At 68.9% G+C, this 25,310-nt stretch carries 21 protein-coding genes; 11 read left to right on the top strand and 10 right to left on the bottom strand.

The genetic code is table 11. The features are described 5' to 3' along the window. The first annotated feature begins 114 nt into the window (after positions 1-114). Complete coding sequence (locus tag A9X05_RS22000; protein WP_156670184.1) at positions 115-1,287, top strand: Mrp/NBP35 family ATP-binding protein; 1,173 nt, start codon at positions 115-117, stop codon at positions 1,285-1,287. A gap of 75 nt (positions 1,288-1,362) precedes the next feature. Here A9X05_RS22000 and A9X05_RS22010 read toward each other — a convergent pair whose 3' ends face one another. The 4 genes from A9X05_RS22010 to A9X05_RS22025 all read right to left on the bottom strand — a co-directional run bounded on the left by A9X05_RS22010 (position 1,363) and on the right by A9X05_RS22025 (position 5,535). Then, a complete protein-coding gene (locus tag A9X05_RS22010; RefSeq protein WP_082971041.1) occupies positions 1,363-2,895 on the bottom strand; it encodes a lytic murein transglycosylase in 1,533 nt (510 codons plus the stop codon). Positions 2,896-3,000: 105 nt separating this feature from the next. Beyond that, positions 3,001-3,543, bottom strand: coding sequence for a DUF1003 domain-containing protein (locus A9X05_RS22015; protein WP_067784063.1), 543 nt, complete (start codon positions 3,541-3,543; stop codon positions 3,001-3,003). Next, on the bottom strand, positions 3,540-4,847 hold the full coding sequence (locus tag A9X05_RS22020; protein WP_067784064.1) for a CBS domain-containing protein: 1,308 nt from the start codon (positions 4,845-4,847) through the stop codon (positions 3,540-3,542). Before A9X05_RS22020 ends, A9X05_RS22015 begins: the two co-directional genes overlap by 4 nt. Before the next feature lie 70 nt (positions 4,848-4,917). Then, positions 4,918-5,535, bottom strand: coding sequence for a DUF4190 domain-containing protein (locus A9X05_RS22025; RefSeq protein WP_067757924.1), 618 nt, complete (start codon positions 5,533-5,535; stop codon positions 4,918-4,920). Positions 5,536-5,696: 161 nt separating this feature from the next. On the opposite strand from A9X05_RS22025, the gene A9X05_RS22030 reads away from it, so the two are divergent. The 6 genes from A9X05_RS22030 (at position 5,697) to A9X05_RS22055 (ending at position 11,206) form a co-directional block, all read left to right on the top strand. Next, the gene (locus tag A9X05_RS22030) at positions 5,697-6,224 is read left to right on the top strand and encodes a general stress protein (RefSeq protein WP_067757921.1); all 528 of its coding nucleotides are present in this window, start codon (positions 5,697-5,699) and stop codon (positions 6,222-6,224) included. Positions 6,225-6,250: 26 nt separating this feature from the next. Next, on the top strand, positions 6,251-7,663 hold the full coding sequence (locus tag A9X05_RS22035) for an extracellular solute-binding protein (protein ID WP_067784065.1): 1,413 nt from the start codon (positions 6,251-6,253) through the stop codon (positions 7,661-7,663). A 107-nt stretch (positions 7,664-7,770) separates the two neighbouring features. Continuing rightward, entirely contained in the window at positions 7,771-8,592 is an 822-nt protein-coding gene (locus tag A9X05_RS22040; protein ID WP_231968770.1) for a carbohydrate ABC transporter permease, read from the top strand. Then, positions 8,582-9,433 (top strand): carbohydrate ABC transporter permease, encoded by an 852-nt coding sequence (locus tag A9X05_RS22045; RefSeq protein ID WP_067784067.1) that lies wholly within the window; start codon positions 8,582-8,584, stop codon positions 9,431-9,433. Before A9X05_RS22040 ends, A9X05_RS22045 begins: the two co-directional genes overlap by 11 nt. Before the next feature lie 4 nt (positions 9,434-9,437). After that, positions 9,438-10,616, top strand: a complete 1,179-nt coding sequence (locus A9X05_RS22050) for an ABC transporter ATP-binding protein (protein WP_067757915.1) — start codon at positions 9,438-9,440, stop codon at positions 10,614-10,616. Further along, positions 10,613-11,206, top strand: coding sequence for a suppressor of fused domain protein (locus A9X05_RS22055; RefSeq protein WP_067784069.1), 594 nt, complete (start codon positions 10,613-10,615; stop codon positions 11,204-11,206). The genes A9X05_RS22050 and A9X05_RS22055 overlap by 4 nt, the downstream gene beginning before the upstream one ends. 54 nt (positions 11,207-11,260) lie before the next feature. On the opposite strand, the gene corA is transcribed toward A9X05_RS22055, so the two are convergent. Continuing rightward, complete coding sequence (gene corA, locus A9X05_RS22060; protein ID WP_067757938.1) at positions 11,261-12,364, bottom strand: magnesium/cobalt transporter CorA; 1,104 nt, start codon at positions 12,362-12,364, stop codon at positions 11,261-11,263. Positions 12,365-12,557: 193 nt separating this feature from the next. On the opposite strand from corA, the gene A9X05_RS22065 reads away from it, so the two are divergent. From A9X05_RS22065 to A9X05_RS22075, 3 genes are all read left to right on the top strand, one after another. Then, entirely contained in the window at positions 12,558-13,547 is a 990-nt protein-coding gene (locus A9X05_RS22065; RefSeq protein WP_067784078.1) for a malate dehydrogenase, read from the top strand. A gap of 66 nt (positions 13,548-13,613) precedes the next feature. Beyond that, a complete protein-coding gene (locus A9X05_RS22070) occupies positions 13,614-14,813 on the top strand; it encodes an NADP-dependent malic enzyme (RefSeq protein ID WP_067757909.1) in 1,200 nt (399 codons plus the stop codon). After that, entirely contained in the window at positions 14,810-15,679 is an 870-nt protein-coding gene (locus A9X05_RS22075; protein WP_067758926.1) for a glycine betaine ABC transporter substrate-binding protein, read from the top strand. Before A9X05_RS22070 ends, A9X05_RS22075 begins: the two co-directional genes overlap by 4 nt. 13 nt (positions 15,680-15,692) lie before the next feature. On the opposite strand, the gene A9X05_RS22080 is transcribed toward A9X05_RS22075, so the two are convergent. The 4 genes from A9X05_RS22080 to A9X05_RS22095 form a co-directional block, all read right to left on the bottom strand. Then, entirely contained in the window at positions 15,693-16,544 is an 852-nt protein-coding gene (locus A9X05_RS22080) for an SDR family oxidoreductase (RefSeq protein WP_067784071.1), read from the bottom strand. Between the two features lie 71 nt (positions 16,545-16,615). Next, complete coding sequence (locus tag A9X05_RS22085; RefSeq protein ID WP_067784073.1) at positions 16,616-17,443, bottom strand: SDR family oxidoreductase; 828 nt, start codon at positions 17,441-17,443, stop codon at positions 16,616-16,618. Between the two features lie 84 nt (positions 17,444-17,527). Next, a complete protein-coding gene (locus tag A9X05_RS22090) occupies positions 17,528-21,238 on the bottom strand; it encodes a multifunctional oxoglutarate decarboxylase/oxoglutarate dehydrogenase thiamine pyrophosphate-binding subunit/dihydrolipoyllysine-residue succinyltransferase subunit (RefSeq protein WP_067758935.1) in 3,711 nt (1,236 codons plus the stop codon). 195 nt (positions 21,239-21,433) lie between these two features. Beyond that, the gene (locus A9X05_RS22095) at positions 21,434-22,213 is read right to left on the bottom strand and encodes a hypothetical protein (protein ID WP_067784075.1); all 780 of its coding nucleotides are present in this window, start codon (positions 22,211-22,213) and stop codon (positions 21,434-21,436) included. Positions 22,214-22,434: 221 nt separating this feature from the next. Between A9X05_RS22095 and A9X05_RS22100 the strand changes: the two genes are divergently transcribed. Further along, a complete protein-coding gene (locus tag A9X05_RS22100) occupies positions 22,435-24,324 on the top strand; it encodes an MFS transporter (RefSeq protein WP_067784077.1) in 1,890 nt (629 codons plus the stop codon). On the opposite strand, the gene A9X05_RS22105 is transcribed toward A9X05_RS22100, so the two are convergent. Continuing rightward, positions 24,321-25,310, bottom strand: a 990-nt coding sequence (locus A9X05_RS22105) for a DEAD/DEAH box helicase (protein ID WP_197499166.1), incomplete at its 5' end; no start/stop codon positions are given. The genes A9X05_RS22100 and A9X05_RS22105 overlap by 4 nt on opposite strands.

Raw genomic sequence — 25,310 nt, forward strand, 5'->3', positions numbered from 1 at the left:
GCGCGTTCGGCGGGCCGGCCGGTTTCGGCGCCGGCGACGCCGGGGCCGGAGGCGCGGGTGGTGCGGCCGGCGCCGAAGCCGCCGGGTCCTGTCGCGGGCGGCTGACCGGCCCGTCTGGTAGCGCGCCTACACTCGGCGGTGATGTCCCCTCATGACACTGCCGACCTGAGCGCAGCAATCCGCACCGCACTGGGGAAGGTGATCGACCCCGAGTTGCGGCGTCCGATCACCGAACTCGGAATGGTCAAGAGCATTGACACCGAGCCCGACGGCGGCGTGCACGTCGCGATCTACCTGACCACCGCCGCCTGCCCGAAGAAGACCGAAATCAGCGAGCGGGTCACCCAGGCCGTCTCCGATGTTCCGGGCACGGGGGCCGTGAAGGTCACCCTGGACGTGATGAACGACGAGCAGCGCACCGAACTGCGCAAGCAGTTACGGGGCGATGCCCGCGAGCCCGTCATCCCGTTCGCCCAGCCGAACTCGCTGACCCGGGTCTACGCGGTCGCGTCGGGGAAGGGCGGGGTGGGCAAGTCCACCGTCACCGTCAACCTGGCCGCCGCGATGGCCGCGCGCGGACTGTCCGTCGGCGTGCTGGACGCCGATATCCACGGCCACTCCATCCCGCGGATGATGGGTACCACCGACCGGCCCACCCAGGTCGAGTCGATGATCCTGCCGCCCATCGCCCACGAGGTGAAGGTCATCTCGATCGCCCAGTTCACCGAGGGCAACACACCGGTGGTGTGGCGCGGGCCGATGCTGCACCGTGCGCTGCAGCAGTTCCTGGCCGACGTCTATTGGGGCGACCTGGACGTGCTCTTACTGGACCTGCCGCCGGGCACCGGCGACATCGCCATCTCGGTGGCCCAGCTGATCCCGAGCGCCGAGCTGATGGTGGTGACAACGCCGCAGCTGGCCGCGGCCGAGGTCGCCGAGCGGGCGGGCAGCATCGCGATGCAAACCCGGCAACGCCTCGCCGGCGTGGTGGAGAACATGTCCGGTCTCACGCTGCCCGACGGTTCGACGTTGCAGGTGTTCGGCGAGGGCGGCGGCCGGCAGGTGGCCGAGCGGTTGTCCCGCGCCGTCGGCGCCGACGTGCCGCTGCTCGGCCAGATCCCGTTGGACCCCGCCCTGGTGGCCGCCGGCGATTCCGGCACCCCGATCGTGCTGAGCGCCCCCGACTCCCCCGCCGGCAAGGAACTGCGCAGCGTGGCCGACAAGCTGTCGGCACGCCGGCGCGGATTGGCGGGCGTGTCGCTGGGACTGGACCCGACGCGACGCTAACCCGTCGTCGACACTGAACCCAGGGCGACGGCACGCCGAGCACCTTCTGCCGGATTACAGTCTCGGCGCTGACGCTCAGGTCGCGTCGGCGTCGAACGGGGTCGGCCCGGAAAGGTGTTGCTCGGCTGTCGGCTGGGGCGGGGCTGCCGGCGTGACCGCCCCGGTGGCCGGTCGGTCGAAGTTGCCGGTGAGGAACGAATCGTCGCCGTCCAGCAGGTGCTTGGTCAGCGCGGCGCGGGGCGTCATCCCCCGCAGCTTCTGCAATTCGCTCAGCGGGACGCGCAGGTCGTCGAACTCGGGCCCCAGGTCTTCGCGCAGCTGGGTGGTCACCCCACTCAGGTAGTCGCGGGCCTGCCGCAGCGCGGTCGACGTCCAGCGGATCGCACCGGGAAGCCGCTCCGGGCCGAGCGGCGGGGCGGGTGGCGCGCCCAGCGGCGGGGCGCCCATCGGTGGCGCGGGCGGTGCGACGAGCGGCTGACCCCATGGCGGGGCGGCGTTCGGCGGTGGGCTCTGGGGGCCGACGCAGATGACGGTGCAGCCGGACAGGCGCGACGGGGCCTGCTGTGGGGTCGGGGCCATCCACGGGAACATCGGCTGCTGACCGGGGCTCTGCGGCGAGGTGAGGTCGATCAGCGGCATGCGCGCCAGGGGGTCGTCCGACGGCAGGCCGTTGATGTTCATCGGCAGGTTGGGGCCGAGTCCCTCCGCATGCTCCAGGTGCGCGTCGGCGAGCGGAGGCGGCGGGCCCGTCATCGGAGGCAGGTCGACCGGAACCACGCCGGTGGCGTACGCCGAGGCCCACCCGAGCACGTTCTGCGCGTACGCCATCGAGTTGTTGTAGCGCAGGATCGCGGCCATCACCTGCGACGGGTCGCGGAGGTTGAGGCCGCCGCTGCACAGGTACCGGGCCGCGGCCAGCGTGGAGTCGAACAGGTTCTGCGGATCGGCAACGCCGTCGCCTTTACCGTCGGACGCGTAGCGCGCCCAGGTGCCGGGCAGGAACTGCATCGGCCCCATCGCGCGGGCGTAGGTGGGGCGATTGCCGGTGCTGCTCTGGAGGATGATCTCGTTGCCCGGCAGCGTGCCGTCCAGCGCCGGTCCATAGATCGGGACGACCGCGGTGCCGCGGGCGTCAACCGCTCCTCCGCCCGCATGGCCCGACTCGATGCGCCCGATGCCGGCCAGCAGGTTCCAGCTGACCCCGCAGCCCGGCGCGGCCACGGCCATCTTCTGTTCGGCGTTGCGATAGGCCGCGAGCGCGATGCTCGGAATGCCAAGCGCGCCCGGCGCATTGACGATCATCGGCTTCGGGGGAGCCGACAAGGCCGGCTCGGCGACGTGGAACGCGTTCGGCGAGCGGTCGATGGACACGACGGCCGGCCCCGAGAGGTCGGGGAAGGCGGGGGAGACGGCGGCCACCGGCGCCACGTTCGCGTGCACCGGGGGGAGCTTCTCGGGGAGAGAGGGCGCGGCACCGCTTACGGCGCCCGCGAAAACCAGGGGAGTGATAGTGGCTACGCCGAAGGCGCGCGTGCGCGTCACCTGAAGAGCCCGTTGCCGCTCCGCCGCGGCGGCCGGGCGTGGACCCCGGCGTCCCCCAATGCGCACTCGACCGTCCTAGGTATGTGAGCTGGTCAACTGCTTCTCAGCCGTGAACTAGATCACCATACATAACTCTTGTGACCAGAGTGGCGCAATGGTCGGAACTGGTTCTCAACCCGATTTCTTAGTCGCGCGGTCCGCGCCGTCACCGCCCGGCGCGCCCCCGGAGTGCTCGGATTCGGGGTCCAAACCGGCCAGCAGCGAGCGCAGATCCTCGAGCTCGTGGCGCAGATACTCGCGGGTCACGACCTCGCCGACCGCGAGCCGGACCGCCGCGAGCTCGCGCGCCAGGAACTCGGTGTCGGCTTTGGTCTGGGAGGCGCGGTGGCGGTCCTGTTCGAGCGCGACGCGGTCCCGGTTTTCCTGACGATTCTGGGCGAGCAGAATCAGCGGCGCCGCGTAGGCGGCCTGCGTGGAGAAGGCCAGGTTGAGCAAGATGAACGGATACGGGTCCCAGCGCAGCCCCACGGCGAACAGGTTCACCGCGATCCACGCGAACACGATGATCGTCTGCACCAGCAGGTAGCGGCCGGTGCCGAAGAAACGGGCGATGGACTCGGTGATCTGGCCGACGGCCTCGGGGTCCAGGCGTGGCGAGTACCTGCGCGACGTCCGCGGGGTGTAGAGCCGGCGCGGGGCCGGGGACTTGCTCACGCGGATCCTCCCAGTTCTTCCAGCCGGCCGGCGGCGTCGAGCGCCTGCACATCCACGCGCCAGTCGTGCGGCAGCAGGTGATCGAGCAGATCGTCCACCGTCACCGCGCCCAACAGATGGTTCTGATCATCGAGTACCGGCCCGCACACCAGGTTGTACGCCGCCAGGTAGCGCGTCACCGCCCCCAGCGGCGTCTCCGGGGTCAGGGTGAGCAGGTCGTTGTCGACGATCCCGCCGACCAGCTCGGCCGGCGGTTCGCGAAGCAGCCGCTGCAGCTGCACGCAGCCCAAGTAGCGGCCGGTGGGGGTGGCCGTGGGCGGCCGCACCACGAACACCATGGACGACAGGGCCGGGGTGAGGTCCGGATCGCGGACCCGGGCCAACGCCTCGGCGACCGACGTGTCGGGCGTCAACACCACCGGATCGGAGGTCATCAGGCCGCCCGCGGTGTCCGGCGAGTGCGCCAGCAGCCGGCGCACCGGGGCCGAATCGTCGGGGTCCATCCGCGTCAGCAGCATCTCGGCGTCCGTCGGATTGAGCACGCCGAGCAGGTCGGCGGCGTCGTCGGGGTCCATCTCCTCGAGGACGTCGGCGGAGCGGTCGGTGCCCAGCTCGGACAGCACGTCGGCCTGGTCCAGCTCGGGCAGTTCCTGCAGGACGTCCGCCAGCCGGTCGTCGTCGAGCGCTTTGAGCACCTCGTAGCGCCGCTTGGGCGGCAGGCCGCGGATGGCGTCGGCGACGTCCACCGCCTTCCAGCCCTCGAACTGGCTCAGCAGCTGCGCCACCCCCTGGCCCGGCAGCGCCAGCGCCGACGGGCTCAGGCCCTGCACGTGGTACCAATCCACGACGTGCACGGGGCCACGCCGGCCGAGCCGCCGCTGGCTGCGGACGGCGACCCGGCTCACCATCCAGTCGCGGGTCCGCGTCTGTTCGATGCCCAGGTCCGTGATGACGACGTCCAGGCCGGCCAGCTCCGGAAGCGCGGGATCGTTGACCTTCACCTGGGTGTCGAGCACCTGGCCGATCGCCAGCACCTCGCCCGGGCGCTGCTCGAAGTGGCGCAGGGAGACGCTCCCGGTGTTCAGGGTGACGGCCTCCGGCTCGATCGCGGCGACCCGCAGCATCGGGATGAAGATGCTGCGCCGCGTCGCCAGGTCGACGACCAGACCCAGGACGCGGGGTTGCTGACGCACGATGCTGATGCCGATCACGACATCGCGGATCCGGCCGAAGGATTCGCCGAGCGGACCCAGCACCAACATCCGCGAGAGCCGGGCGATGTAAACCCTGTTGACCGATGCCATGGGGAAAGCCTAGGCAGCCGCCGTCGACGCGGTGGATGGCGGCGGTGGTGGATCGGCTACGGCGCAGCTGCTAACGCGAGTGCAGCGCGAACATGAAGACGATCAGGCTCACCACCAAGGTCGCGATGCCGATGACGATGCCGGCAACCGCGAGGCCGTAGCCGTCTTGCTGGGTGCGCTTGATTTCGTTCATCGCGACCACGCCCAGCACGATGGCGACGATCGAGCCGACGCAGCAACAGAACACGCCGGTGAACGACGAGATGAGCGACGCGATGGCGAGCTTGTTCGTCCCCGGTTTCAGTCCGCTCGGTGATCCGTAGCCGCCGAGGTAGTCCGGGGCCGGGTAATAGCCGCCCGGGTAGGGCGGCGGTCCGTAGCCTCCGGGCGGCCCACCGAATTGGGCCGGCCCGGCTTGGTACGGCGGCGCGCCATAACCGGACGGCTGGTCATATCCGGGCGGCGGCCCATAGCCCGGAGGCGGCGGGTATTGGGCCGCGTAACCGGGGTGGTATTCGGTGGGATAGCCCGGCGGCGGGTATGCCGGCGGCGGATATTCGGGCGCCGCCCCCGATGGCGGCGGTTCCCACGGCGGCTGCGGCGCGTCCGGGGCGTCGCCGCCGGCGGGGAACGGTTTGGCCTGGTCGTCGTGGGAGCGTTCGCCGAAGCCATCGCCGGGCGCTGTCATGCTGTTCAACCTAGCCGATGCGAAATCGGCGAATCGGGCGCGAATCGCCGCCGGCCGCCGGGCCGGGGGCGACCTGTTTTCGCAGGTTGGCGAGCGGTCGCTGGATAGGCTAAAAGGGCCCGAGATGTGCCGTTGGCCGTGGCGGAGGAGAATGAGCACCAATGACTAGTCCTTTCCAGCCCGGTCAAGTTCCCGGCGCCACCCCCCCGGGCGCGGCGGCGGGCCGCCGCGGCGTCCCCGGACTACCGACGCCGCCCAAGGGTTGGCCGGTCGGGTCGTATCCCACCTACGCCGAGGCGCAGCGCGCCGTCGACTATCTCTCCGAGCAGCAGTTCCCGGTTCAGCAGGTGATCATCGTCGGCGTCGACCTGATGCAGGTCGAACGCGTCACCGGCAGGCTGACGTGGCCCAAGGTCCTCGGCGGTGGTGTGCTGAGCGGCGCCTGGCTGGGTTTGTTCATCGGGTTGGTGCTCGGCTTCTTCAGCCCGAATCCGTGGGCGGCGCTGGCCACGGGTCTGGTCGCCGGGGTCTTCTTCGGGCTGATCACCTCCGCCGTGCCGTACGCGATGGCCCGCGGCACAAGGGATTTCAGCTCGACGATGCAATTGGTGGCCGGCCGCTACGACGTGCTCTGCGATCCGCAGAACGCGGAGAAGGCGCGGGACCTGTTGGCGCGCTTAGCGATTTGAGGCCGCGCGCGAGAGGTGTGAATCCAGTGGTGAATCGTCGTCGGCGCCTGCGACGGGCGGCCGCCATCGCGTTGGCGACGCTCACCCTCACCACGGCGGTGCCGGCGTGCGGGAACTCCGGCACCGGGGTGGTGATCACGTTTTTCACGCCGGCCACCGATTCGGCCGCCTTCACCGCCGTCGCCCAGGAGTGCACCAAGCAACTGGCAGGCCGGTTCGCCATCCAGCACGTGAGCCTGCCCAGGGGGCCGGGCGAGCAGCGGGTGCAGCTGGCGCGGCGGCTCAGCGCTCACGACCGCGGCCTGGATGTGATGGCGCTGGACGTGGTGTGGACCGCGGAGTTCGCCGAGGCGGGTTGGGCGCTGCCGCTGTCGGACGATCCCGAGGGGCGGGCCGACGCCGACGCCGGCGCTGACACCCTGCCGGGTCCGTTGGCAACGGCGCGTTGGAAGCACCGGCTGTATGCCGCACCCGTCGCCACCAATACCGAATTACTTTGGTACCGGCCAGATTTGGTGCACCAACCGCCGCCAGACTGGGATGCGATGGTGGCCGAGGCCGCACGGCTGCACGCCGAGGGGCAGCCCGCCTGGATAGCGGTGCAGGCGAACGAGGGCGAGGGTCTGGTGGTGTGGTTCAACACGCTGCTGGTCAGCGGCGGCGGTCAGGTGCTCTCCGAGGACGGCCGCCAGGTCACCTTGACCGACACCCCCGCGCACCGGGCCGCGACAGTCAACGCGTTGCGCATCCTGAGGGCGGTGGCCACCGCCCCCGGCGCCGATCCCTCGATCACCCGGACCGACGAGGGCACGGCGCGGCTCGCGGTCGAGCAGGGCAAGGCCGCACTGGAGGTCAACTGGCCCTACGTGCTGGCCTCCATGCTGGAAAACGCGGTGAAGGGCGGTGTCCCCTTCCTGCCGCTGAACGCCGATCCGGCGCTGGCCGGCAGCATCAACGACGTCGGGATGTTCGTGCCCAGCGACGAGCAGTTCCGCATCGCCTACGACGCCAGCCGGAAGGTCTTTGGTTTCGCGCCGTATCCCAGCGTGGCGCCGCCCCGGCCCGCCAAGGTGACGATCGGGGGGCTCAACCTGGCGGTGGCCAGCACCACCCGCCACCGCGCGGAGGCATTCGAGGCGGTGCGCTGCCTGCGCAGCCCGCAGAGCCAGAAGTACGTTTCGATGCAAGGCGGGCTGCCCGCGGTGCGGACGTCGTTGTACTCCGACCCGCAGTTCCAGGCCAAGTATCCGATGTACACGGTCATTCGCCGGCAGCTCACCGACGCCGCCGTCCGGCCGGCGACGCCGGTCTATCAGGCGTTGTCGCTGCGGCTGTCCGCCACGTTGAGCCCCGTCACACGGATCGACCCGGAGCGGACGGCCGACGAGCTCGCCGCGCAGGCGCAGAAGGCCATCGACGGCAAGGGGCTGTTACCGTGACCGCCACCGCCGTGCAGCCGCATGAGGCCGCCGTCGCCCCGCGGACCCGGAGCCGAAACCGGCTGTCGGAGCGGCGACTTGCCTTCGCGCTCGTCGCGCCCGCGGCCATGCTGATGCTGGCGGTGACCGCCTACCCGATCGGGTACGCGGTATGGCTGAGCCTGCAGCGCAACAACCTCGCCACCCCCAACGACACCGCGTTCGTCGGTTTGAGCAACTACCAAACCATCCTGACCGACCGGTATTGGTGGACCGCGCTTGCGGTAACCCTGGGCATCACAGCGGTTTCCGTGTCGCTCGAGTTCGTGTTGGGGCTGGCGCTGGCGTTGGTGATGCATCGCACCCTGGTCGGCAAGGGCCTGGTGCGTACCGCGGTGCTCATCCCGTACGGCATCGTCACCGTTGTCGCGTCCTACAGCTGGTACTACGCGTGGACGCCGGGCACCGGTTACCTGGCAAACCTGTTGCCGCACGGCAGCGCGCCGTTGACCCAGCAGATTCCGTCGCTGGGCATCGTCGTCCTCGCCGAGGTCTGGAAGACGACGCCGTTCATGTCGCTGCTGCTGTTGGCCGGCCTGGCGATGGTGCCCGAGGACCTGCTCAAGGCGGCCCAAGTCGACGGCGCCGGGCCGTGGCGGCGGCTGATGCGCGTCACCTTGCCCATCATCAAGCCGGCGGTCATTGTCGCGTTGCTGTTCCGTACGCTGGACGCTTTCCGCATCTTCGACAACATCTACGTGCTCACCGACGGCGCCAACAACACCGATTCGGTGTCAATCCTGGGCTACGACAACCTGTTCAAGGGATTCAATGTCGGACTGGGTTCGGCGATCAGCGTGCTGATCTTCGTCTGTGTGGGCATCATCGCGCTGGTTTACATCAAGGTGTTCGGCGCGGCCGCGCCCGGTGGTGACCTCGATGGCCGCTGACCAGGCATGGGCGCGGGGAGGCGCCCGGCGGGCGGCGGTCTGGGCCGTGGTAGACGCCGTGGTCGTGGTGTACGCACTTGTACCGGTGTTGTGGATCGTCAGCCTCTCGCTCAAGCCCACGTCAACGGTCAAGGACGGCAAGCTGTTTCCGTCGTCGGTGTCGTTCGAGAACTACCGCGGCATCTTCCGCGGCGACTTGTTCGGTGCGGCGTTGGTGAACTCGATCGGAATCGGTTTGACCACCACCGCGATCGCGGTGGTGCTCGGCGCGATGGCCGCCTACGCGATCGCGCGGCTCAGCTTCCCCGGCAAGCGCGTGCTGATCGGCGCGACCCTGCTGGTTACGATGTTCCCCGCCATCTCGCTGGTCACCCCGCTGTTCAACATCGAACGCTTCGTAGGGTTGTTCGACACCTGGCCGGGCTTGATCCTGCCCTACATCACATTCGCTCTGCCGCTTGCCATCTACACGTTGTCGGCGTTCTTCCGGGAGATTCCGTGGGACCTGGAAAAGGCGGCGAAAATGGACGGCGCCACACCGGCCCAGGCATTCCGCAAGGTGATCGCCCCGCTGGCCGCACCCGGGGTGGTGACCGCCGCCATCCTGGTGTTCATCTTCGCCTGGAACGACCTCCTGCTGGCGCTGTCGCTGACCGCCACCAAGGCGGCGATCACGGCGCCGGTGGCGATCGCGAACTTCGGTGGCAGTTCGCAATTCGAGGAGCCGACCGGATCGATCGCGGCCGGTGCGGTCGTGATCACGGTCCCGATCATCCTGTTTGTTCTAATCTTCCAACGACGAATCATCGCCGGGTTGACCTCTGGCGCGGTGAAGGGATAGCGCGATGGCCGAGATTGTGCTGGACCATGTCAGCAAGAGCTACCCCGACGGCGCCGTGGCGGTGCAAGACCTCAGCATCACCATCGCCGACGGCGAATTCCTCATCCTGGTGGGACCTTCGGGCTGCGGCAAGACGACGACGCTGAACATGATTGCCGGCCTCGAGGACATCTCCTCCGGGGAGCTGCGCATCGGCGGCGAGCGCGTGAACGAGAAGGCGCCCAGGGACCGCGACATCGCGATGGTCTTCCAGTCGTACGCGCTGTACCCGCACATGACCGTGCGGCAGAACATCGCGTTCCCCCTGACGCTGGCCAAGATGAAGAAGGCGGAGATCGCCCAGAAGGTGGCGGAGACCGCCAAAACCCTTGACCTGACCGAACTGCTGGACCGTAAGCCGGCCCAACTGTCGGGCGGGCAGCGACAGCGGGTCGCGATGGGCCGGGCGATCGTGCGCCACCCCAAGGCCTTCTTGATGGACGAGCCGCTGTCGAACCTGGACGCCAAGCTGCGCGTCCAGATGCGCGGCGAGATAGCCCGCCTGCAGAAACGGCTGGGCACCACCACCGTGTATGTCACCCATGATCAGACCGAGGCGATGACGCTGGGCGACCGGGTGGTGGTGATGCACGGCGGCGTCGCGCAGCAGATCGGCACCCCGGACGAGCTATACGAACACCCGGCCAACCTGTTCGTCGCGGGGTTCATCGGTTCACCGGCGATGAACTTCTTCCCGGCCACCTTGACCGGCATCGGGCTGAAACTGCCGTTCGGGGAAGTGATGCTGGCCCCCGAAGTCCAACAGCTGATCTCGCGGCACCCGGCGCCGGAGAACGTCATCGTCGGGGTGCGGCCCGAGCATCTGCACGACGCGGCGTTGATCGACGGATACCAGCGGATCAGGGCGCTCACCTTCGAGGTGAAGGTCGACTTGGTCGAGTCGTTGGGCGCCGACAAGTTCGTGTACTTCTCCACGGCGGGGTGGACGGCGCACTCCGCGCAATTGGACGAGCTGGCCGCCCAGGGTGAGGCGCACGAAAACCAGTTCGTGGCAAGAGTTCCCGCGGAATCCAAGGCGGCGATCGGGCGGTCGATCGAGTTGGCGTTCGACACCACGAAGTTGGCCGTCTTCGACGCAGGCTCGGGGGCGAACCTCACCGTTGCGCCTTCTGAGGAGCAGTGACCCCGATTCTGGACCAGGTGCGAACGCACCTGCGTCGCCACTTCGCCGACAGCGAACCCGATTCGGCGAGCGTGACTTTCCTGGGCGCCGAACCCATCGAGGTGTTGCGTTTCCGCGGCGGCGACGGGTTGGTGCAGTACGTGTCGCTGGGCTGTTCGCGCTACCCGATGACCGACCCCACGCAGCTCGTCGACGACCAGACGCGGGGCCCCCGCGCCGAGGTCGTCCTGCGCCTGCGTGATCCGGGACCCGTCACCGGCATCGCCCGCAGCCTGGCGGTGCTGGCCGCAACGCCGGCCGTCGAGGGTCTGGTGCTCACGGCCGACGCGTTGGTCGACCTCGGCACGCCGCTGTGGGCGCGGGCCGCCGGACGGGTACCGTTCACCGCGGTGTTGTTGGGCCCCAGCGACATCGAAGATCTGCCGCTGGAACCGCCGCGCGATCCGGTGCAATTCCTCTCGGCGACGCCCATCACGGCGACCGAGGCGGCCTGGGTGCGGCTCAAGGGCGCCGACGCCATGCGACAGGCCTGGCAGAACGACGGCGTCGACGTGCTGAACCCGAATCGCCCTGCCGCACAACCGCGTTGAACGGTCACGAACTCGCCGCCCTGGAACGCACCTTAGAGCGCAGAGCAAACGCGGCTAGAGCCAGTTGTTGCGCCGGAACTGGAAGTACAGCGCCAGACAGGCCAGTGTCATCGCGGCCATGATTCCCGGGTAACCCCACGTCCAGTTCAACTCGGGCATGAAGTGGAAGTTCATCCCGTAGATGGCGGCGACCATGGTGGGCACCGCCAAGATGCCGGCCCAGGCTGCCATCTTGCGCATGTCGTTGTTCTGCTGCATCCCGACCCGGGCCAGCGCCGCCTGGATCAGCGAGTTGAGCATGTCGTCGTAGCTCGAGATCTGGTCTGCGGCCTGCGATTGATGGTCGGAGACGTCTCGCAGGTAACGCCGCACCTCTTTGGAAATGAGGTCCTTGTTCTCCACCTGAATGCGGTGGAATGCCACGGACAGCGGGCTGACGCAGCGGCGCAGTTCGACGACCTCGCGCTTGAGCAGATAGATCGGTTCGACGTCGATCTTGCTGCCCGGCGCGAACGCCACCTCCTCGATGCTGTCGATGTCGGATTCGATCAGGCTGCTCACCTGGAGGTAGTGGTCCACCACGTCGTCGGCGATGGCGTGCATTACCGCGAACGGGCCCAGCCGCAGCTGCTCGGGATCGGCGTCCATCCGCTTGCGCACCTCGGAGAGGCCGCCGTGCTCCCCGTGGCGCACGGTGATCACGAAGTCCTTGCCGACGAAAACCATGATCTCGCCGGTCTCGACGATCTGCCGGGCGGCCACCACCGACTCGTGCGGGACGTAGGTGACCGTCTTGAGGACGAAGAACACCGTGTCGTCGTAGCGCTCCAGCTTGGGCCGCTGGTGCGCACAGACGGCGTCCTCGACGGCCAGCGGGTGCATCCCGAAAAGGTCCGCGACTTCCTGCATCTCGGCGAGGTCCGGCTCGCGCAGGCCGACCCAGACGAACGCGTCGTGCCCGAGCATTTCGATCTGGCGCACTTTGTCGCGCGCGGCGTCATAGCTGAATTTCCCGGGCAGCCGGTGGCCGTCGGCGTACACGGCGCAGTCGACCAACGTCTCGTTCGGGGAGCGCGGCTGCGGCTCGGGTTGCGGGGGGCGCGGTTCCTGCGCGAGCGGTCGAAGCGCCTCGGGCAATGCGTCAAAACCCTGGAACACATCCACCTCCGATCGCAGCGCAGGTCTGACCAGGCGGTGCTCCATGGTACGCGTCCCGGCTTGCCGAAGGGCGACGATCCGTTTGCGCGGAAAACGGTCGGGTATTGGACCGGAGATTGGCAGCCCGCAACGGTGCGCTAGTTTCGTGCCGAGACCCGAACAGCATGACTACCTCCACAAGGAGCATTTCGACGTGAGCGCAAGTCCACTCAAGGTTGCCGTCACCGGCGCCGCCGGCCAGATCGGCTACAGCCTGTTGTTCCGCCTGGCGAGCGGTTCGCTGCTGGGCCCCGACCGCCCGATCGAGCTGCGTCTGCTCGAGATCGAGCCGGCGCTCAAGGCGCTCGAGGGCGTCGTGATGGAGCTCGACGACTGCGCGTTCCCGCTGCTGGCCGGGGTCGAAATCGGTGCGGACGCGAACAAGATCTTCGACGGTGTGAACCTGGCGCTGCTGGTCGGCGCGCGGCCGCGGGGCCCGGGCATGGAGCGCAGCGACCTGCTGGAGGCCAACGGCGCGATCTTCACCGCGCAGGGCAAGGCGCTGAACTCCGTCGCCGCCGACGACGTTCGGATCGGCGTGACCGGTAACCCGGCCAACACCAACGCGCTGATCGCGCTGAGCAACGCCCCCGACATCCCCAAGGAGCGGTTCTCCGCCCTGACCCGCCTGGACCACAACCGGGCCATCTCGCAGCTGGCCAAGAAGACCGGCGCCAAGGTCACCGACATCAAGAAGATGACGATCTGGGGCAACCACTCCGCCACCCAGTACCCCGACATCTTCCACGCCGAGGTCGGTGGCAAGAACGCCGCCGAGGTGGTCAACGACCAGAACTGGATCGAGAACGACTTCATCCCGACGGTCGCCAAGCGCGGTGCCGCGATCATCGACGCGCGCGGCGCCTCCTCGGCCGCCTCGGCCGCGTCGGCGACCATCGACGCCGCCCGCTCGTGGCTGCTGGGCAGTCCCGAGGGTGACTGGGTGTCGATGGCGGTCTTCTCCGACGGCTCCTACGGCGTGCCCGAAGGCATCGTCTCGTCGTTCCCGGTGACCACCAAGGACGGCGACTGGTCGATCGTGCAGGGGCTCGACATCGACGACTTCTCCCGCGGTCGCATCGACAAGTCGACCGCCGAGCTGGTCGACGAGCGCAACGCGGTGACCGAGCTCGGTTTGATCTGATCCCACCGCCGAAATCCTTCCCGAAAGGATTAGGTCTACTAATCGGTAGTCAGTACCCTGGGGCGCGTGTCCGAGTTGATTGAATCGATACAGACGCGCGCCGAGCACGGCGCGATCACCGACGCGGAGATCTTCCAGGCACACGTAGGCGGCAAGCTGTCCGTAGGCCCGACGGCGCCGCTGGACACCCAGCGCGCGTTGTCCATCGCCTATACCCCGGGCGTGGCGCAGGTCAGTCGCGCGATAGCCGCCGATCCCAGCCAGGCCGCCCGGTACACGTGGGCGAGCCGGCTCGTCGCCGTCGTCAGCGACGGCAGCGCGGTGCTGGGCCTCGGCGACATCGGACCCGCGGCGTCGCTGCCGGTGATGGAGGGCAAGTGCGCCCTGTTCCAGGCCTACGGCGGGCTGAACGCGATCCCCATCGTGCTGGACACCAAGGATCCCGACGAGATCGTGGAAACCCTGGTGCGACTGCGCCCCACGTTCGGCGCCGTCAACTTGGAGGACATCTCGGCGCCACGCTGCTTCGAGATCGAACGGCGAGTGATCGAGGCGCTGGACTGTCCGGTGATGCACGACGACCAGCACGGCACGGCGATCGTCGCATTGGCGGCGCTCATGGGCGCCACCAAGCTGCTCGGTCGGGATATGACGTCGTTGCGGGTGGTGGTCTCCGGCGCCGGGGCAGCGGGCATCGCGTGCACGAATCTGCTTCTGGCGATGGGTGTTTCGGATATCACCGTGCTCGACTCGCGCGGGATTCTGCACACCGGGCGCGACGACATGAACAGCGTCAAGAGCTTGCTGGCGCAGCGGACGAACCCGGACGGTCTCACCGGCAGCATGGCGGAAGCCCTGCGCGGCGCCGACGTGTTTCTCGGCGTGTCCGGGGGCGTGGTGCCCGAGGAGATGATCGCCACGATGGCGCCGAGCGCGATCGTCTTCGCGCTGTCCAACCCCGATCCGGAGATCCACCCGCAGATCGCGGCCAGGTACGCCGCCGTGGTGGCCACGGGGCGCAGCGACTTCCCCAACCAGATCAACAACGTGCTGGCCTTCCCCGGTGTATTCCGCGGGGCGCTGGATGCCGGCGCGCGCAGGATCACCGAAAAGATGATGGTGGCCGCGGCCGAGGCGATCTTCTCGGTCGTCAGCGATGACCTGGCTTTCGACCGGATCGTCCCCAGCCCGCTGGACCTGCGCGTCGGGCACGCGGTCGCCACGGCGGTCGCGCTGGCCGCAGATCCCGCAGACATCGCGGGGTGAGAACCGGCTGGCTGGCGGTGCCGCTGGTCGCCGCCCTGCTCGCCGCGGCCGGCTGCGGCACGGATACCGGTGAACACCGCGCCCGCCCGGAACTGGTGGTCGGCTCGGGGGCGGATTCGGAGTCGGCGCTGCTGGCCGGCGTCTACGTGGCCGCGCTGCGGTCCTATGGTTTCGCGGCGCGCGCCGAGACCGCGGACGATCCGATGGCGCGCCTGGACGCGGGTGCCTTCACCGTCGTCCCGGCGTTTACCGGACGCAAACTGGAGAGCCTGCAGCCCGGCGCGGTCGCGACGTCTGACGCCGACGTCTACCGCGCGATGGTCGCCGCGCTACCCGAGGGCGTCGCGGCGGGCGACTACACGACCGCCGCGGAAGACAAGCCCGTGCTGCTGGTGACGGGGGCCACCGCGAAGGCGTGGGGCGGCAGCGACGTCAGCGCCGACCTGAGCACGCTGCCGAAGCACTGCGCCGGCCTCGTCGTCGGCGCCGTCACCGGGCGCCCGGCCCCTTCGAACGTGGGCACCTGCCGGCTCCCCGTTCCGCGCGAATTCCCCGACGAGACAACGATGTTCAACGCGGTGAAGGCCGGTCAACTGACCGCGGGGTGGACGACCACAGCCGACCCCGGCCTGCCCGCCGACCTGGTCACGCTCGTCGACGGGAAGCCCGCGCTGATACGGGCCGAGAACGTGGTGCCGCTGTATCGCCGCAACGCGCTGAGCGACCGGCAACTGCTGGCGATCAATGAAGTGGCCGGGGTCCTGGATACGGCGGCCCTGGTCGACATGCGCCGCCAGGTGGCCGGGGGAGCCGACCCGCAGGCGGTGGCCGGCGGCTGGTTGGCGGAACACCCACTGGGGCGGTGACGGGCGGCCGGGGTCAGCGCTTGGGCAGCAACCGGGTCACGACACGCTGCACGCGACCCATGACGGGGCCGCGCAGGAGCCGCTCGGGCTGCGAACCGGTCAGCCGCACCACCAAATCCATGGCCTTGACGTCCGGTCCGACCAACACTCGCGCCCTGTCCTTGCGCACGCCCGCCAAGATGACCTGCGCCGCCCGCTGCGGCGTGGTCTTGGCTTGTTGCTCCTCGAACAGCTCCGCCAGGCCGTCCTGGTCCAGGCCCTCGGCGAAGATCGCGTTGCGGGCGAACCCCGTCTTCACGCCGCCCGGGTGCACGGTCGTCACCCGCACCGGGTGACCCGCCAGCACCATTTCCTGTCGCAGCGCCTCGGTGAAGCCGCGGACCGCGAACTTGGCGGAGACGTATGCCGCCTGGCCCGGCGCGGCGAACAGGCCGAGCGCGCTGGAGATGTTGATGAGGTGGCCGTCGCCGGAGGCGATGAGGTGCGGGAGGAACGCCTTGGTGCCGTTGACGACGCCCCAATAGTCGACGTCCATCACCCGTTCGATGTCCTTGAACCGGCTGTCCTCGATCGACCCGACGAACGTGATGCCCGCGTTGTTGTACAGCTGGTTGACCTGGCCGAAGTGCTCGCGGACCGCGTCGGCGTAGGCCAGGAAGGCCTCGCGCTCGGTCACGTTGAGGCGATCGGCTTTGACGGGCGCGCCGATGGCCTTGAGCTGTTCCTCGGTCTGCGCCAGCCCATCGGTGTCCACGTCGCTGATCGCGAGCTTGGCACCCGCGCGGCCCAGTTCCAGGGCCAGCGCCCGGCCGATGCCCGAACCCGCGCCCGTGACGACGGCGACCTTGCCGGCGAACTCATGCATGCGGTGCTCCCTTGTGGCGGCGTGACCGCGTCGAGGCTATCCGGTGCGGCGATTCGCCGCTATGGAATCCATCACTGCTTGGGCATCAGCCGGCCCATGACCGGGCCGAACAGCTGCTGATAGTACGGGCCGGCCACGCGCACCATCACGTCCAGAACCTTCGCGTCCGTGCCGACCAGCACCCGGGCCCTCTTCTTGCGGACGGCTTCCAGGATGACCTGGGCCGCTCGCTGCGGGCTGGTCTTGGCAAGCCGTTTGTCGAACAGACTGGCCAGCTGGGCCTGGTCGAGGCCCTCGGCGGCGGTGGCGTTGCGGGCGATCGCGGTTTTGATGCCGCCGGGGTGCACGGTGGTCACCGCCACCGGGTGGCCGGCCGCCACCATTTCCTGTCGCAACGCCTCGGTGAATCCCCGGACCGCGAATTTGGCCGAGTTGTAGGCCGCCTGCCCGGGCACCGCGAAGAGGCCGAACACGCTGGAGATGTTGATGACGTGGCCGTCGCCGGAGGCGATCAGGTGCGGCAGGAACGCCTTCGTGCCGTTGACGACGCCCCAGAAGTCGACGTCCATCACCCGTTCGATGTCCTTGAACTGGCTGACTTCGACGTCGCCGGTGAAGGCGATGCCGGCATTGTTGTAGATCTGGTTCACCTTGCCGAAGTGCTCGCGGACCGCGTCGGCGTAGGCCAGGAAGGCCTCGCGCTCGGTCACGTCGAGCCGGTCGGCTTTGACCTCGGCTCCGATCGCCTTCAACCGTGCCTCGGTCTCGGCGAGCCCCTCGAGGTCGACGTCGCTGATCGCGACCTTGGCGCCGGAGCGCGCCAACTCGACGGCCAGCGCCTGCCCGATCCCCGAACCCGCGCCCGTCACCACTGCGACCTTGCCGGCGAACCCCTGCATGAGCACCCTTCCTTCCACGGCCCAATTGCGTCGAGGCTAGCCGGTACCGACGGTCCCCGGTACGCGTGGGTGGGCAACCCGCGGTCAGCGGAAGGCCGTGTCGAGGATCTCCTGCTGCTCGACCGCATGCACCTTCGACGAGCCCGACGACGGCGCCGACATCGCCCGGCGGGAGATGCGCTTGAGCCCGGTGAGCTTGTCGGGCAGCAGCTCGGGCAGCTCCAGGCCGAACCGCGGCCACGCGCCCTGGTTGGCCGGCTCCTCCTGCACCCAGAAGAACTCCCTGGCGCCGGGGTAGCGGTCCAGCGTCTCGTTGAGCCGGCGCTTGGGCAGCGGGGCGAGCTGCTCGATGCGCACGATCGCGACGTCGTCCCGGTTGTCCTTTGCCTTGCGCGCCACCAGCTCGTAGTAGATCTTCCCGCTGGTCAGCAGGATCCTGGTGACCTTGCTTCGGTCGCCGATGCCGTCCTCGTATGTCGGCTCCTCGAGCACCGAGCGGAACTTGATCTCGGTGAAGTCCCTGATGTCGCTGACGGCGGCCTTGTTGCGCAGCATCGACTTCGGCGTGAACACGATCAGCGGCCGCTGCACACCGTCGAGGGCGTGCCGGCGCAACAGGTGGAAATAGTTCGACGGCGTCGACGGCATCGCGATCGTCATCGACCCCTCCGCCCACAGCTGCAGGAAGCGTTCGATGCGACCGGAGGTGTGGTCGGGGCCCTGGCCCTCGTGGCCGTGCGGCAGCAGCAGCACCACGTTGGACAGCTGGCCCCACTTGGCCTCACCGGAGCTGATGAACTCGTCGATGATCGACTGCGCCCCGTTGACGAAGTCGCCGAACTGGGCCTCCCACAACACCAGGGCGTCCGGGTTGCCCACGGTGTAGCCGTACTCGAACCCGACGGCGGCGTATTCCGACAGCGGTGAGTCGTACACCAGGAACTTGCCGCCGGTCGGAGTCCCGTCCTTGTTGGTCGCCAGCAGCTGCAGCGGGCAGAACTCTTCGCCGGTGTGGCGGTCGATGATCACCGAATGCCGCTGGGAGAAGGTGCCGCGCCGGGTGTCCTGGCCCGACAGCCGGACCAGCTTGCCCTCGGCCACCAGCGAACCCAGCGCCAGCAGCTCGCCGAACGCCCAGTCGATCTTGCCCTCGTAGGCCATCTCCCGGCGCTTTTCCAGCACCGGCTGCACGCGCGGGTGCGCGCTGAAGCCTTCCGGCAGGTCGAGAAACGCGTCGCCGATGCGGGACAGCAGCGCCTTGTCGACGGCGGTGGCCAACGACGGGGAAATCCGCTGCAGCGACTCCACCGACTCGCTCGGCTGCACGCCGTGTTTCTCCAGGTCGCGCACCTCGTTGAACACCCGCTCCAGCTGGCCCTGGTAGTCGCGCAGTGCGTCCTCGGCCTCCTTCAGCGAGATGTCGCCGCGACCGATCAGGGCTTCGGTGTAGCTCTTGCGCACCCCGCGCTTGATGTCGACGACGTCGTACATCGACGGGTTGGTCATCGACGGGTCGTCGCCTTCGTTGTGGCCGCGCTTGCGGTAGCACAGCATGTCGATGACGACGTCCTTCTTGAACCGCTGGCGGAAGTCCACGGCCAGCTGCGCCACCCACACGCAGGCCTCCGGGTCGTCGCCGTTCACGTGGAAGATCGGCGCCCCGATCATCTTCGCGACGTCGGTGCAGTACTCGCTGGATCGCGAGTATTCCGGCGCCGTGGTGAAGCCGATCTGGTTGTTGACGATGATGTGTATCGTGCCGCCGACGCGGTAACCGGGCAGGTTGGCCAGGTTCAGCGTCTCGGCGACCACGCCCTGGCCGGCGAATGCGGCGTCGCCGTGCAGCATCATTGGCACCACCGAGAAGGCCTTCTCCTCGCCGTCGTCGTGGGCGCCGCGGTTCAGCAGGTCCTGCTTGGCCCGGACCAGGCCCTCGAGCACCGGGTCCACCGCTTCCAGGTGCGACGGGTTGGCGGTCAGCGAGACCTGAATGTCGTTGTCGCCGAACATCTGTAGGTACACGCCGGTGGCGCCCAGGTGGTACTTGACGTCACCCGAGCCGTGGGCCTGCGACGGGTTCAGGTTCCCCTCGAACTCGCTGAAGATCTGCGAGTAGGGCTTGCCCACGATGTTGGCCAGGACGTTGAGGCGGCCGCGGTGGGGCATGCCGATGACGACCTCGTCGAGGCCGTGCTCGGCGCACTGGTCGATCGCCGCGTCCATCATCGGGATCACGCTCTCCGCGCCCTCCAGCGAAAAGCGTTTCTGCCCAACGTATTTGGTCTGCAGGAACGTCTCGAACGCCTCGGCGGCGTTCAGCTTGCTCAGGATGAATTTCTGCTCGGCCACCGTCGGCTTGACGTGCTTGGTCTCGACGCGCTGCTGCAGCCACTCCTGCTGCTCGGGGTCGAGGATGTGGGTGTATTCGACGCCGATGTGGCGGCAGTACGCGTCACGGAGCAGCCCGAGCACGTCGCGCAGCTTCTTGTACTCGCAACCCGCGAAGCCGTTGACCTTGAACACCCGGTCGAGGTCCCACAGTGTCAGGCCGTGGTTGAGGATTTCGAGGTCGGGGTGGCTGCGGAACCGGCTGCCGTCCAGCCGCAACGGGTCGATGTCGGCCATCAGGTGTCCGCGGTTGCGGTAGGCCGCGATCAACTCCATCACCCGGGCGTTCTTGTCGACGATCGAGTCCGGGTTGTCGGTGCTCCACCGCACCGGCAGGTACGGGTTGCCCAGTTCGCGGAAGATCTCGTCCCAGAAGGCGTCCGACAGCAGCATCTCGTGGATGGTGCGCAGGAAGTCGCCGGATTCCGCGCCCTGGATGATGCGGTGGTCGTAGGTGGAGGTCAGCGTGATCAGCTTGCCGATGCCCAGCTCGGCGATGCGTTCCTCGCTGGCGCCCTGGAACTCCGCCGGGTACTCCATGGCGCCGACGCCGATGATGGCGCCCTGGCCGGCCATGAGCCGCGGCACCGAGTGCACGGTGCCGATAGTGCCGGGGTTGGTCAGCGAAATCGTCACGCCGGCAAAGTCTTCGGCGGTCAGCTTGCCGTCGCGGGCGCGGCGGACGATGTCCTCGTAAGCGGTGACGAACTGCGCGAACCGCATGGTTTCGCAGCCCTTGATGCCGGCCACCACCAGGGAGCGCTTGCCGTCCTTGCCCTGCAGGTCGATGGCGAGGCCCAGATTGGTGTGCGCCGGGGTGACCGCGGTGGGTTTGCCGTCGACCTCGGCGTAGTGCCGGTTCATGTTCGGGAACTGCTTGATCGCCTGCACCAGCGCGTAGCCGAGCAGGTGGGTGAACGAGATCTTGCCGCCGCGGGTGCGCTTGAGCTGGTTGTTGATGACGATACGGTTGTCGATGAGCAGCTTGGCGGGAACGGCGCGGACGCTGGTGGCGGTCGGCACGTCCAGCGAGGCGGACATGTTCTTGACGACGGCGGCCGCGGCGCCGCGCAGCGTCTGCAGCTCGTCGCCCTCGGCCGGCGGGGGAGTCGGGGCCTTGGCTTTCGCCGGTGCGGCGGGGGCGCCGTTGCCGGCGGAGCCCGCGGGCTTGGCGGGCGCGGCGGTCTGGGTTACCGGCGGCGCGGGCGTTGGCTGCGGTGCGCTGGCGGCCGCCTGGCCGTCGCCGGTGGCCGCGCTCGAGGGGGAGTCGCCGGTCGGCTCGGGGTTGTAGTCGACGAGGAACTCATGCCAGCTCGGATCGACCGAGGAGGGGTCGTCGCGGAACTTGCGGTACATCTCCTCGACCAGCCATTCGTTTTGCCCGAATGGTGAACTTATGTTGCTCACGACCGCTGTTCGCCTCAATTCCTCTGTCCGGCAAGCGCTTTTACCTGTTGTGGCGCGGCGCCCGCACGTTTGTCGACCCCGGAGTGTGGAGCATGTCACACCAGTGGCGATGCTCAACGTTTCCGCCCTATAAAGGCTAACCTTTCGCCAGCAATTCGCCAGGGAGACGGGGGTATGGAGGGGGACGGCCGTTCGCTAGCCGGCTTCGTGGAATGGCGGCACCAGGTGCAGCGCGCGCGGCCAGCGCACCGGCGGGGTGCCGAAGGCGCGGTTGGCGTTGCGGACGATCTTCCTGCCGGCGAAATAGTTGCCGACGGCTCCGACGACGACGCCGATGCCGACCGGCAGCAGCTTGCCGAACACCAGGGCGCCGCGGCGCAGCGTATACCGCTTGACCCAGGACTTGAGCAGCCGCGAGTTCAGCCGCGACATCGACGACAGCGGCACCGCGGCCATGCTCTCGGAAATCCAGCCGCCGTTGGTGCGCGCCGGCCCGAACAGCTGGGTGACCGCCTCCTTGCTGTTGTCGCCGACCAGCACGGACAGCACCAGGGCCCGGCGCCGTTCCCGGTGGTCGGCGGGAATGTCGTACACCACCGCGACGGCCAGCACGAAGAACGCGGTGGCTTCCAGGAACGTGACCGTCTCCGCCGCGGCGGCGGACAGCGCGCTCAACGTGCCGATACCCGGGATGGTGGCCGCCGCGCCCACCGCCATGCCGCTGGCCGTCACCATGCCCACGTAGCGTCTCTGCAGCTTGGCGAGGATGTCGGCGGGGCCGCTGTTCGGGTGCGCGTTGCGCAACCGGGACACGTAGGCCTCGGCGGCCGGGCCCTGGATCCGCGAGCTCCGCTCGATGACCTGGGCCAATGCCCGCGCAGACGCCTTGGGCCTGCCGTCGGTGGGCATCGGCGCATCATCCGCGTGCGACATGCTGAAAAATCGGTTCGAAGACCGCTTCCGTCGGGCCCGCATCCTGCCTCTCCTGAAATGGCGTCCTACCAGGCTAACGTGCCCGCCGCAGATCACCGCCCGAACACGAAAGCTCGGGGGTGGTGTACCCCGGATCGGATCCGTGGCTGCCCCCAATCGGCCCAGCGGCAATAATGCAGGCTGGATGTCCGTGATGGCCCGGGCCGATCGATGAGCAGGCCCGCGCAGGCACGCATCGTCCGAAGCGGAAACGAGGTGGGGAGATGGCCACGGCGACGCCTCCGTCGGCCGGGGGAACCCGGCGCGCGGCGCCGAATCCACCCCACAGCGGGCGCCGAAACCTCCTGATCGAGAACTCGCCGCAGTCGCAGAAGCCCTGGAACGCGCTCTGGGCGATGATGATCGGCTTCTTCATGATCATGGTCGACTCGACGATCGTCGCCATCGCGAACCCGACGATCATGACGAACCTGCACATCGGCTACGACACCGTGATCTGGGTGACCAGCGCCTACCTGCTGGGTTATGCGGTCGTGCTGCTGGTGGCCGGGCGGCTCGGTGACCGATTCGGCCCGAAGAACATGTACCTGATCGGGCTGGTGGTGTTCACCGTCGCCTCGGTGTGGTGCGGGCTGTCGGGCAGCGCCGCGATGTTGATCGCCGCCCGGGTCGTCCAAGGGGTGGGCGCCGGCGTGCTCACGCCCCAGACTTTGTCGACGATCACCCGGATCTTCCCGCCGGAACGCCGCGGCGTCGCGGTGAGCCTGTGGGGCGCCACCGCCGGCGTCGCCAGCCTGGTGGGCCCGCTGGCCGGCGGCGTGCTGGTCGACGGGCTGGGCTGGCAGTGGATCTTCTTCGTCAACGTCCCGATCGGCGTGCTGGGGCTGGCCCTGGCCTACTGGCTGGTCCCCGTGCTGCCCACGCAGTCGCACCGGTTCGATGTGGTGGGCGTCGTGTTGTCCGGCGCGGGCATGTTCCTGATCGTGTTCGGCTTGCAGCAGGGCCAGGCCGCGCACTGGGAACCTTGGATTTGGGCGATGATTGTCGCCGGCATCGGGTTCATGACGGTGTTCGTGTTCTGGCAGTCGATGAACACCGACGAGCCGCTGATCCCCCTGGTGATCTTCGGCGACCGCGACTTCGGGCTGTGCAACGTCGGTGTGGCCATCATCTCGTTCGCCGCCACCGCGATGATGCTGCCGTTGACGTTCTACGCGCAGGCCGTCTGCGGGCTCTCGCCGACGCGCTCGGCCCTGCTGATCGCGCCGATGGCGATCGCCAACGGTGTGTTCGCGCCCTTCGTCGGCAGGATGGTCGACCGCTACCATCCGCGCCCGGTCCTCGGTTTCGGCTTCTCGGTGCTGGCGATCGCGCTGACCTGGCTCACGTTCGAGATGTCGCCGCAGACGCCGATCTGGCGCCTGGTGTTGCCGTTCTTCGCGACCGGCGTCGGAATGGCGTTCGTGTGGTCGCCGCTCACCGCCACCGCGACGCGCAACCTGCCGCCGAGCCTGGCCGGCGCGGGCTCGGCCGTGTACAACTCCGTCCGCCAGCTCGGCGCGGTGCTCGGCAGCGCCGGCATGGCCGCGTTCATGACCGCGCGGATCGGCGCCGAGATGCCCGCGCAGCCGTCCCCCGGCGCCGGCGGCGAGGCGCCCGCAACGCTGCAACTGCCCGAGTTCCTGCGCGACCCGTTCTCGGCCGCCATGTCGCAGTCGGTCCTGTTGCCCGCGTTTATCGCGCTGTTCGGGATAGTGGCCGCGCTGTTCCTGGTCGGCTTCGCGCCGACGGCCATGGGTGGCCGGCCCGACGCGGGCGACGCGGTCGACGACGACTATGACGACGACGAGTACGTCGAATTCATCCTGCTCCGTGAACCCGAGGCCGCCCCCGCACCGGTCTCTCGGGTCGCCCGTCCGCGCCCGGCGCCCGCCGTGCGGCCAATCGGGTTCGCCCACAACGGCTCTCATGTCGACGAGCCCAAGGTTTTCCGTCCGGTCACCGGGTTGTCGGCGCGGGCCTACCCGCCCGCCCCGCGCACTCGGGCGACACCGCCGGGACGGCAGCAAAACGGCGCGCCGCGAGGGCAGCGGCACGGCCGCGATCCCGACGACGAGCCCACCGGCTACGGCCGCCACTCGTCCGGCAACTAGGCGATCGCCGCGCCGGTCTGCGTCAGCGCCAGGAACGCACCCAAGTCGACCAGGCCCGAGGGCGTGCCGGGCAGGTATTCGGTCAGCGATTCCGAGCGCACGATGACGGCCGCGTATTGGGCGCGGCTGATGGCGACGTTGAGCCGGTTCCTATTGAGCAGGAACGAGATTCCGCGTGGCACTGTGTCCGCGGTGGAGGCCGTCATCGAGATGAACACCACGGGCGCCTGCCCGCCCTGGAACTTGTCGACGGTGCCCACCCGGATTCCGTCGAGGCCCGCCGCGGTCAACCGCTGGCGCAGCAGCGCCACCTGGGCGTTGTAGGGCGCCAGCACCAACACATCGGCGGCGGTCAGGGGCCGGCTACCGCGCTCGTCGGTCCAGGCCGCGCCGAGCAGGCGGTCGATCTCGTCGACGACGGCGCCGGCCTCCTCTGGGCTCTCGGTCGAATTACCGTGGTGCTCAACGGTGATCGTCCGCACGCCGGGCCGGTAGCCGGCGAGGCGCCGGGCGGCGGTGCACTCGTGGGAGTGCAGCCTGCCCTCGTAGGACAGCGCGGACACCGCGCCGCACACCGCGGGGTGCATGCGGTACGAGCGGTCCAGGAAATACCCGCGCTCGTCGGGCAGTGTGCGCTGGCCCTCGACCAGCCAGTCGAGCGCCGAGGTGTCGACGGGGTCGGGATGGGTGCCCTGGCTGACCTGCGGCAGCTGCTGGGGATCGCCGAGCAGCAACAGGTTGGCGGCGGCCGGCGCCACGGCGACGGTGTTGGCCAAACAGAATTGGCCGGCCTCGTCGATCACCAGCAGGTCGAGGGCGCCCGGCGGCACCCGGGTCGCGTTCGCGAAATCCCATGCAGTGCCGCCCAGTACGCAGCCGGCGTTCTCGGCGATGAACGCGGCGTAGGCGCTGCTGTCGATCTCCTGCCAGCGCGGGGCGCCGTGGTCGTTGCGCTTCTTGGCGACCCGCTGCGCGTCCAGCCCGGC

It is taken from the genome of Mycobacterium sp. E3298 (assembly GCF_001666895.1).
GTDB lineage: Bacteria > Actinomycetota > Actinomycetes > Mycobacteriales > Mycobacteriaceae > Mycobacterium.

What these genes read in the sequence shown, in the direction of transcription:
- A9X05_RS22020 (WP_067784064.1), bottom strand. Translation starts at nt 4,847, where the DNA reads ATGGCATCGGTCAACAGGGTTTACATCGCCCGGCTCTCGCGGATGTTG.
- A9X05_RS22025 (WP_067757924.1), bottom strand. Translation starts at nt 5,535, where the DNA reads ATGACAGCGCCCGGCGATGGCTTCGGCGAACGCTCCCACGACGACCAG.
- A9X05_RS22030 (WP_067757921.1), top strand. Translation starts at nt 5,697, where the DNA reads ATGACTAGTCCTTTCCAGCCCGGTCAAGTTCCCGGCGCCACCCCCCCG.
- A9X05_RS22040 (WP_231968770.1), top strand. Translation starts at nt 7,771, where the DNA reads ATGCTGATGCTGGCGGTGACCGCCTACCCGATCGGGTACGCGGTATGG.
- A9X05_RS22045 (WP_067784067.1), top strand. Translation starts at nt 8,582, where the DNA reads ATGGCCGCTGACCAGGCATGGGCGCGGGGAGGCGCCCGGCGGGCGGCG.
- A9X05_RS22050 (WP_067757915.1), top strand. Translation starts at nt 9,438, where the DNA reads ATGGCCGAGATTGTGCTGGACCATGTCAGCAAGAGCTACCCCGACGGC.
- A9X05_RS22080 (WP_067784071.1), bottom strand. Translation starts at nt 16,544, where the DNA reads ATGCATGAGTTCGCCGGCAAGGTCGCCGTCGTCACGGGCGCGGGTTCG.
- A9X05_RS22085 (WP_067784073.1), bottom strand. Translation starts at nt 17,443, where the DNA reads ATGCAGGGGTTCGCCGGCAAGGTCGCAGTGGTGACGGGCGCGGGTTCG.
- A9X05_RS22095 (WP_067784075.1), bottom strand. Translation starts at nt 22,213, where the DNA reads ATGCGGGCCCGACGGAAGCGGTCTTCGAACCGATTTTTCAGCATGTCG.
- A9X05_RS22100 (WP_067784077.1), top strand. Translation starts at nt 22,435, where the DNA reads ATGGCCACGGCGACGCCTCCGTCGGCCGGGGGAACCCGGCGCGCGGCG.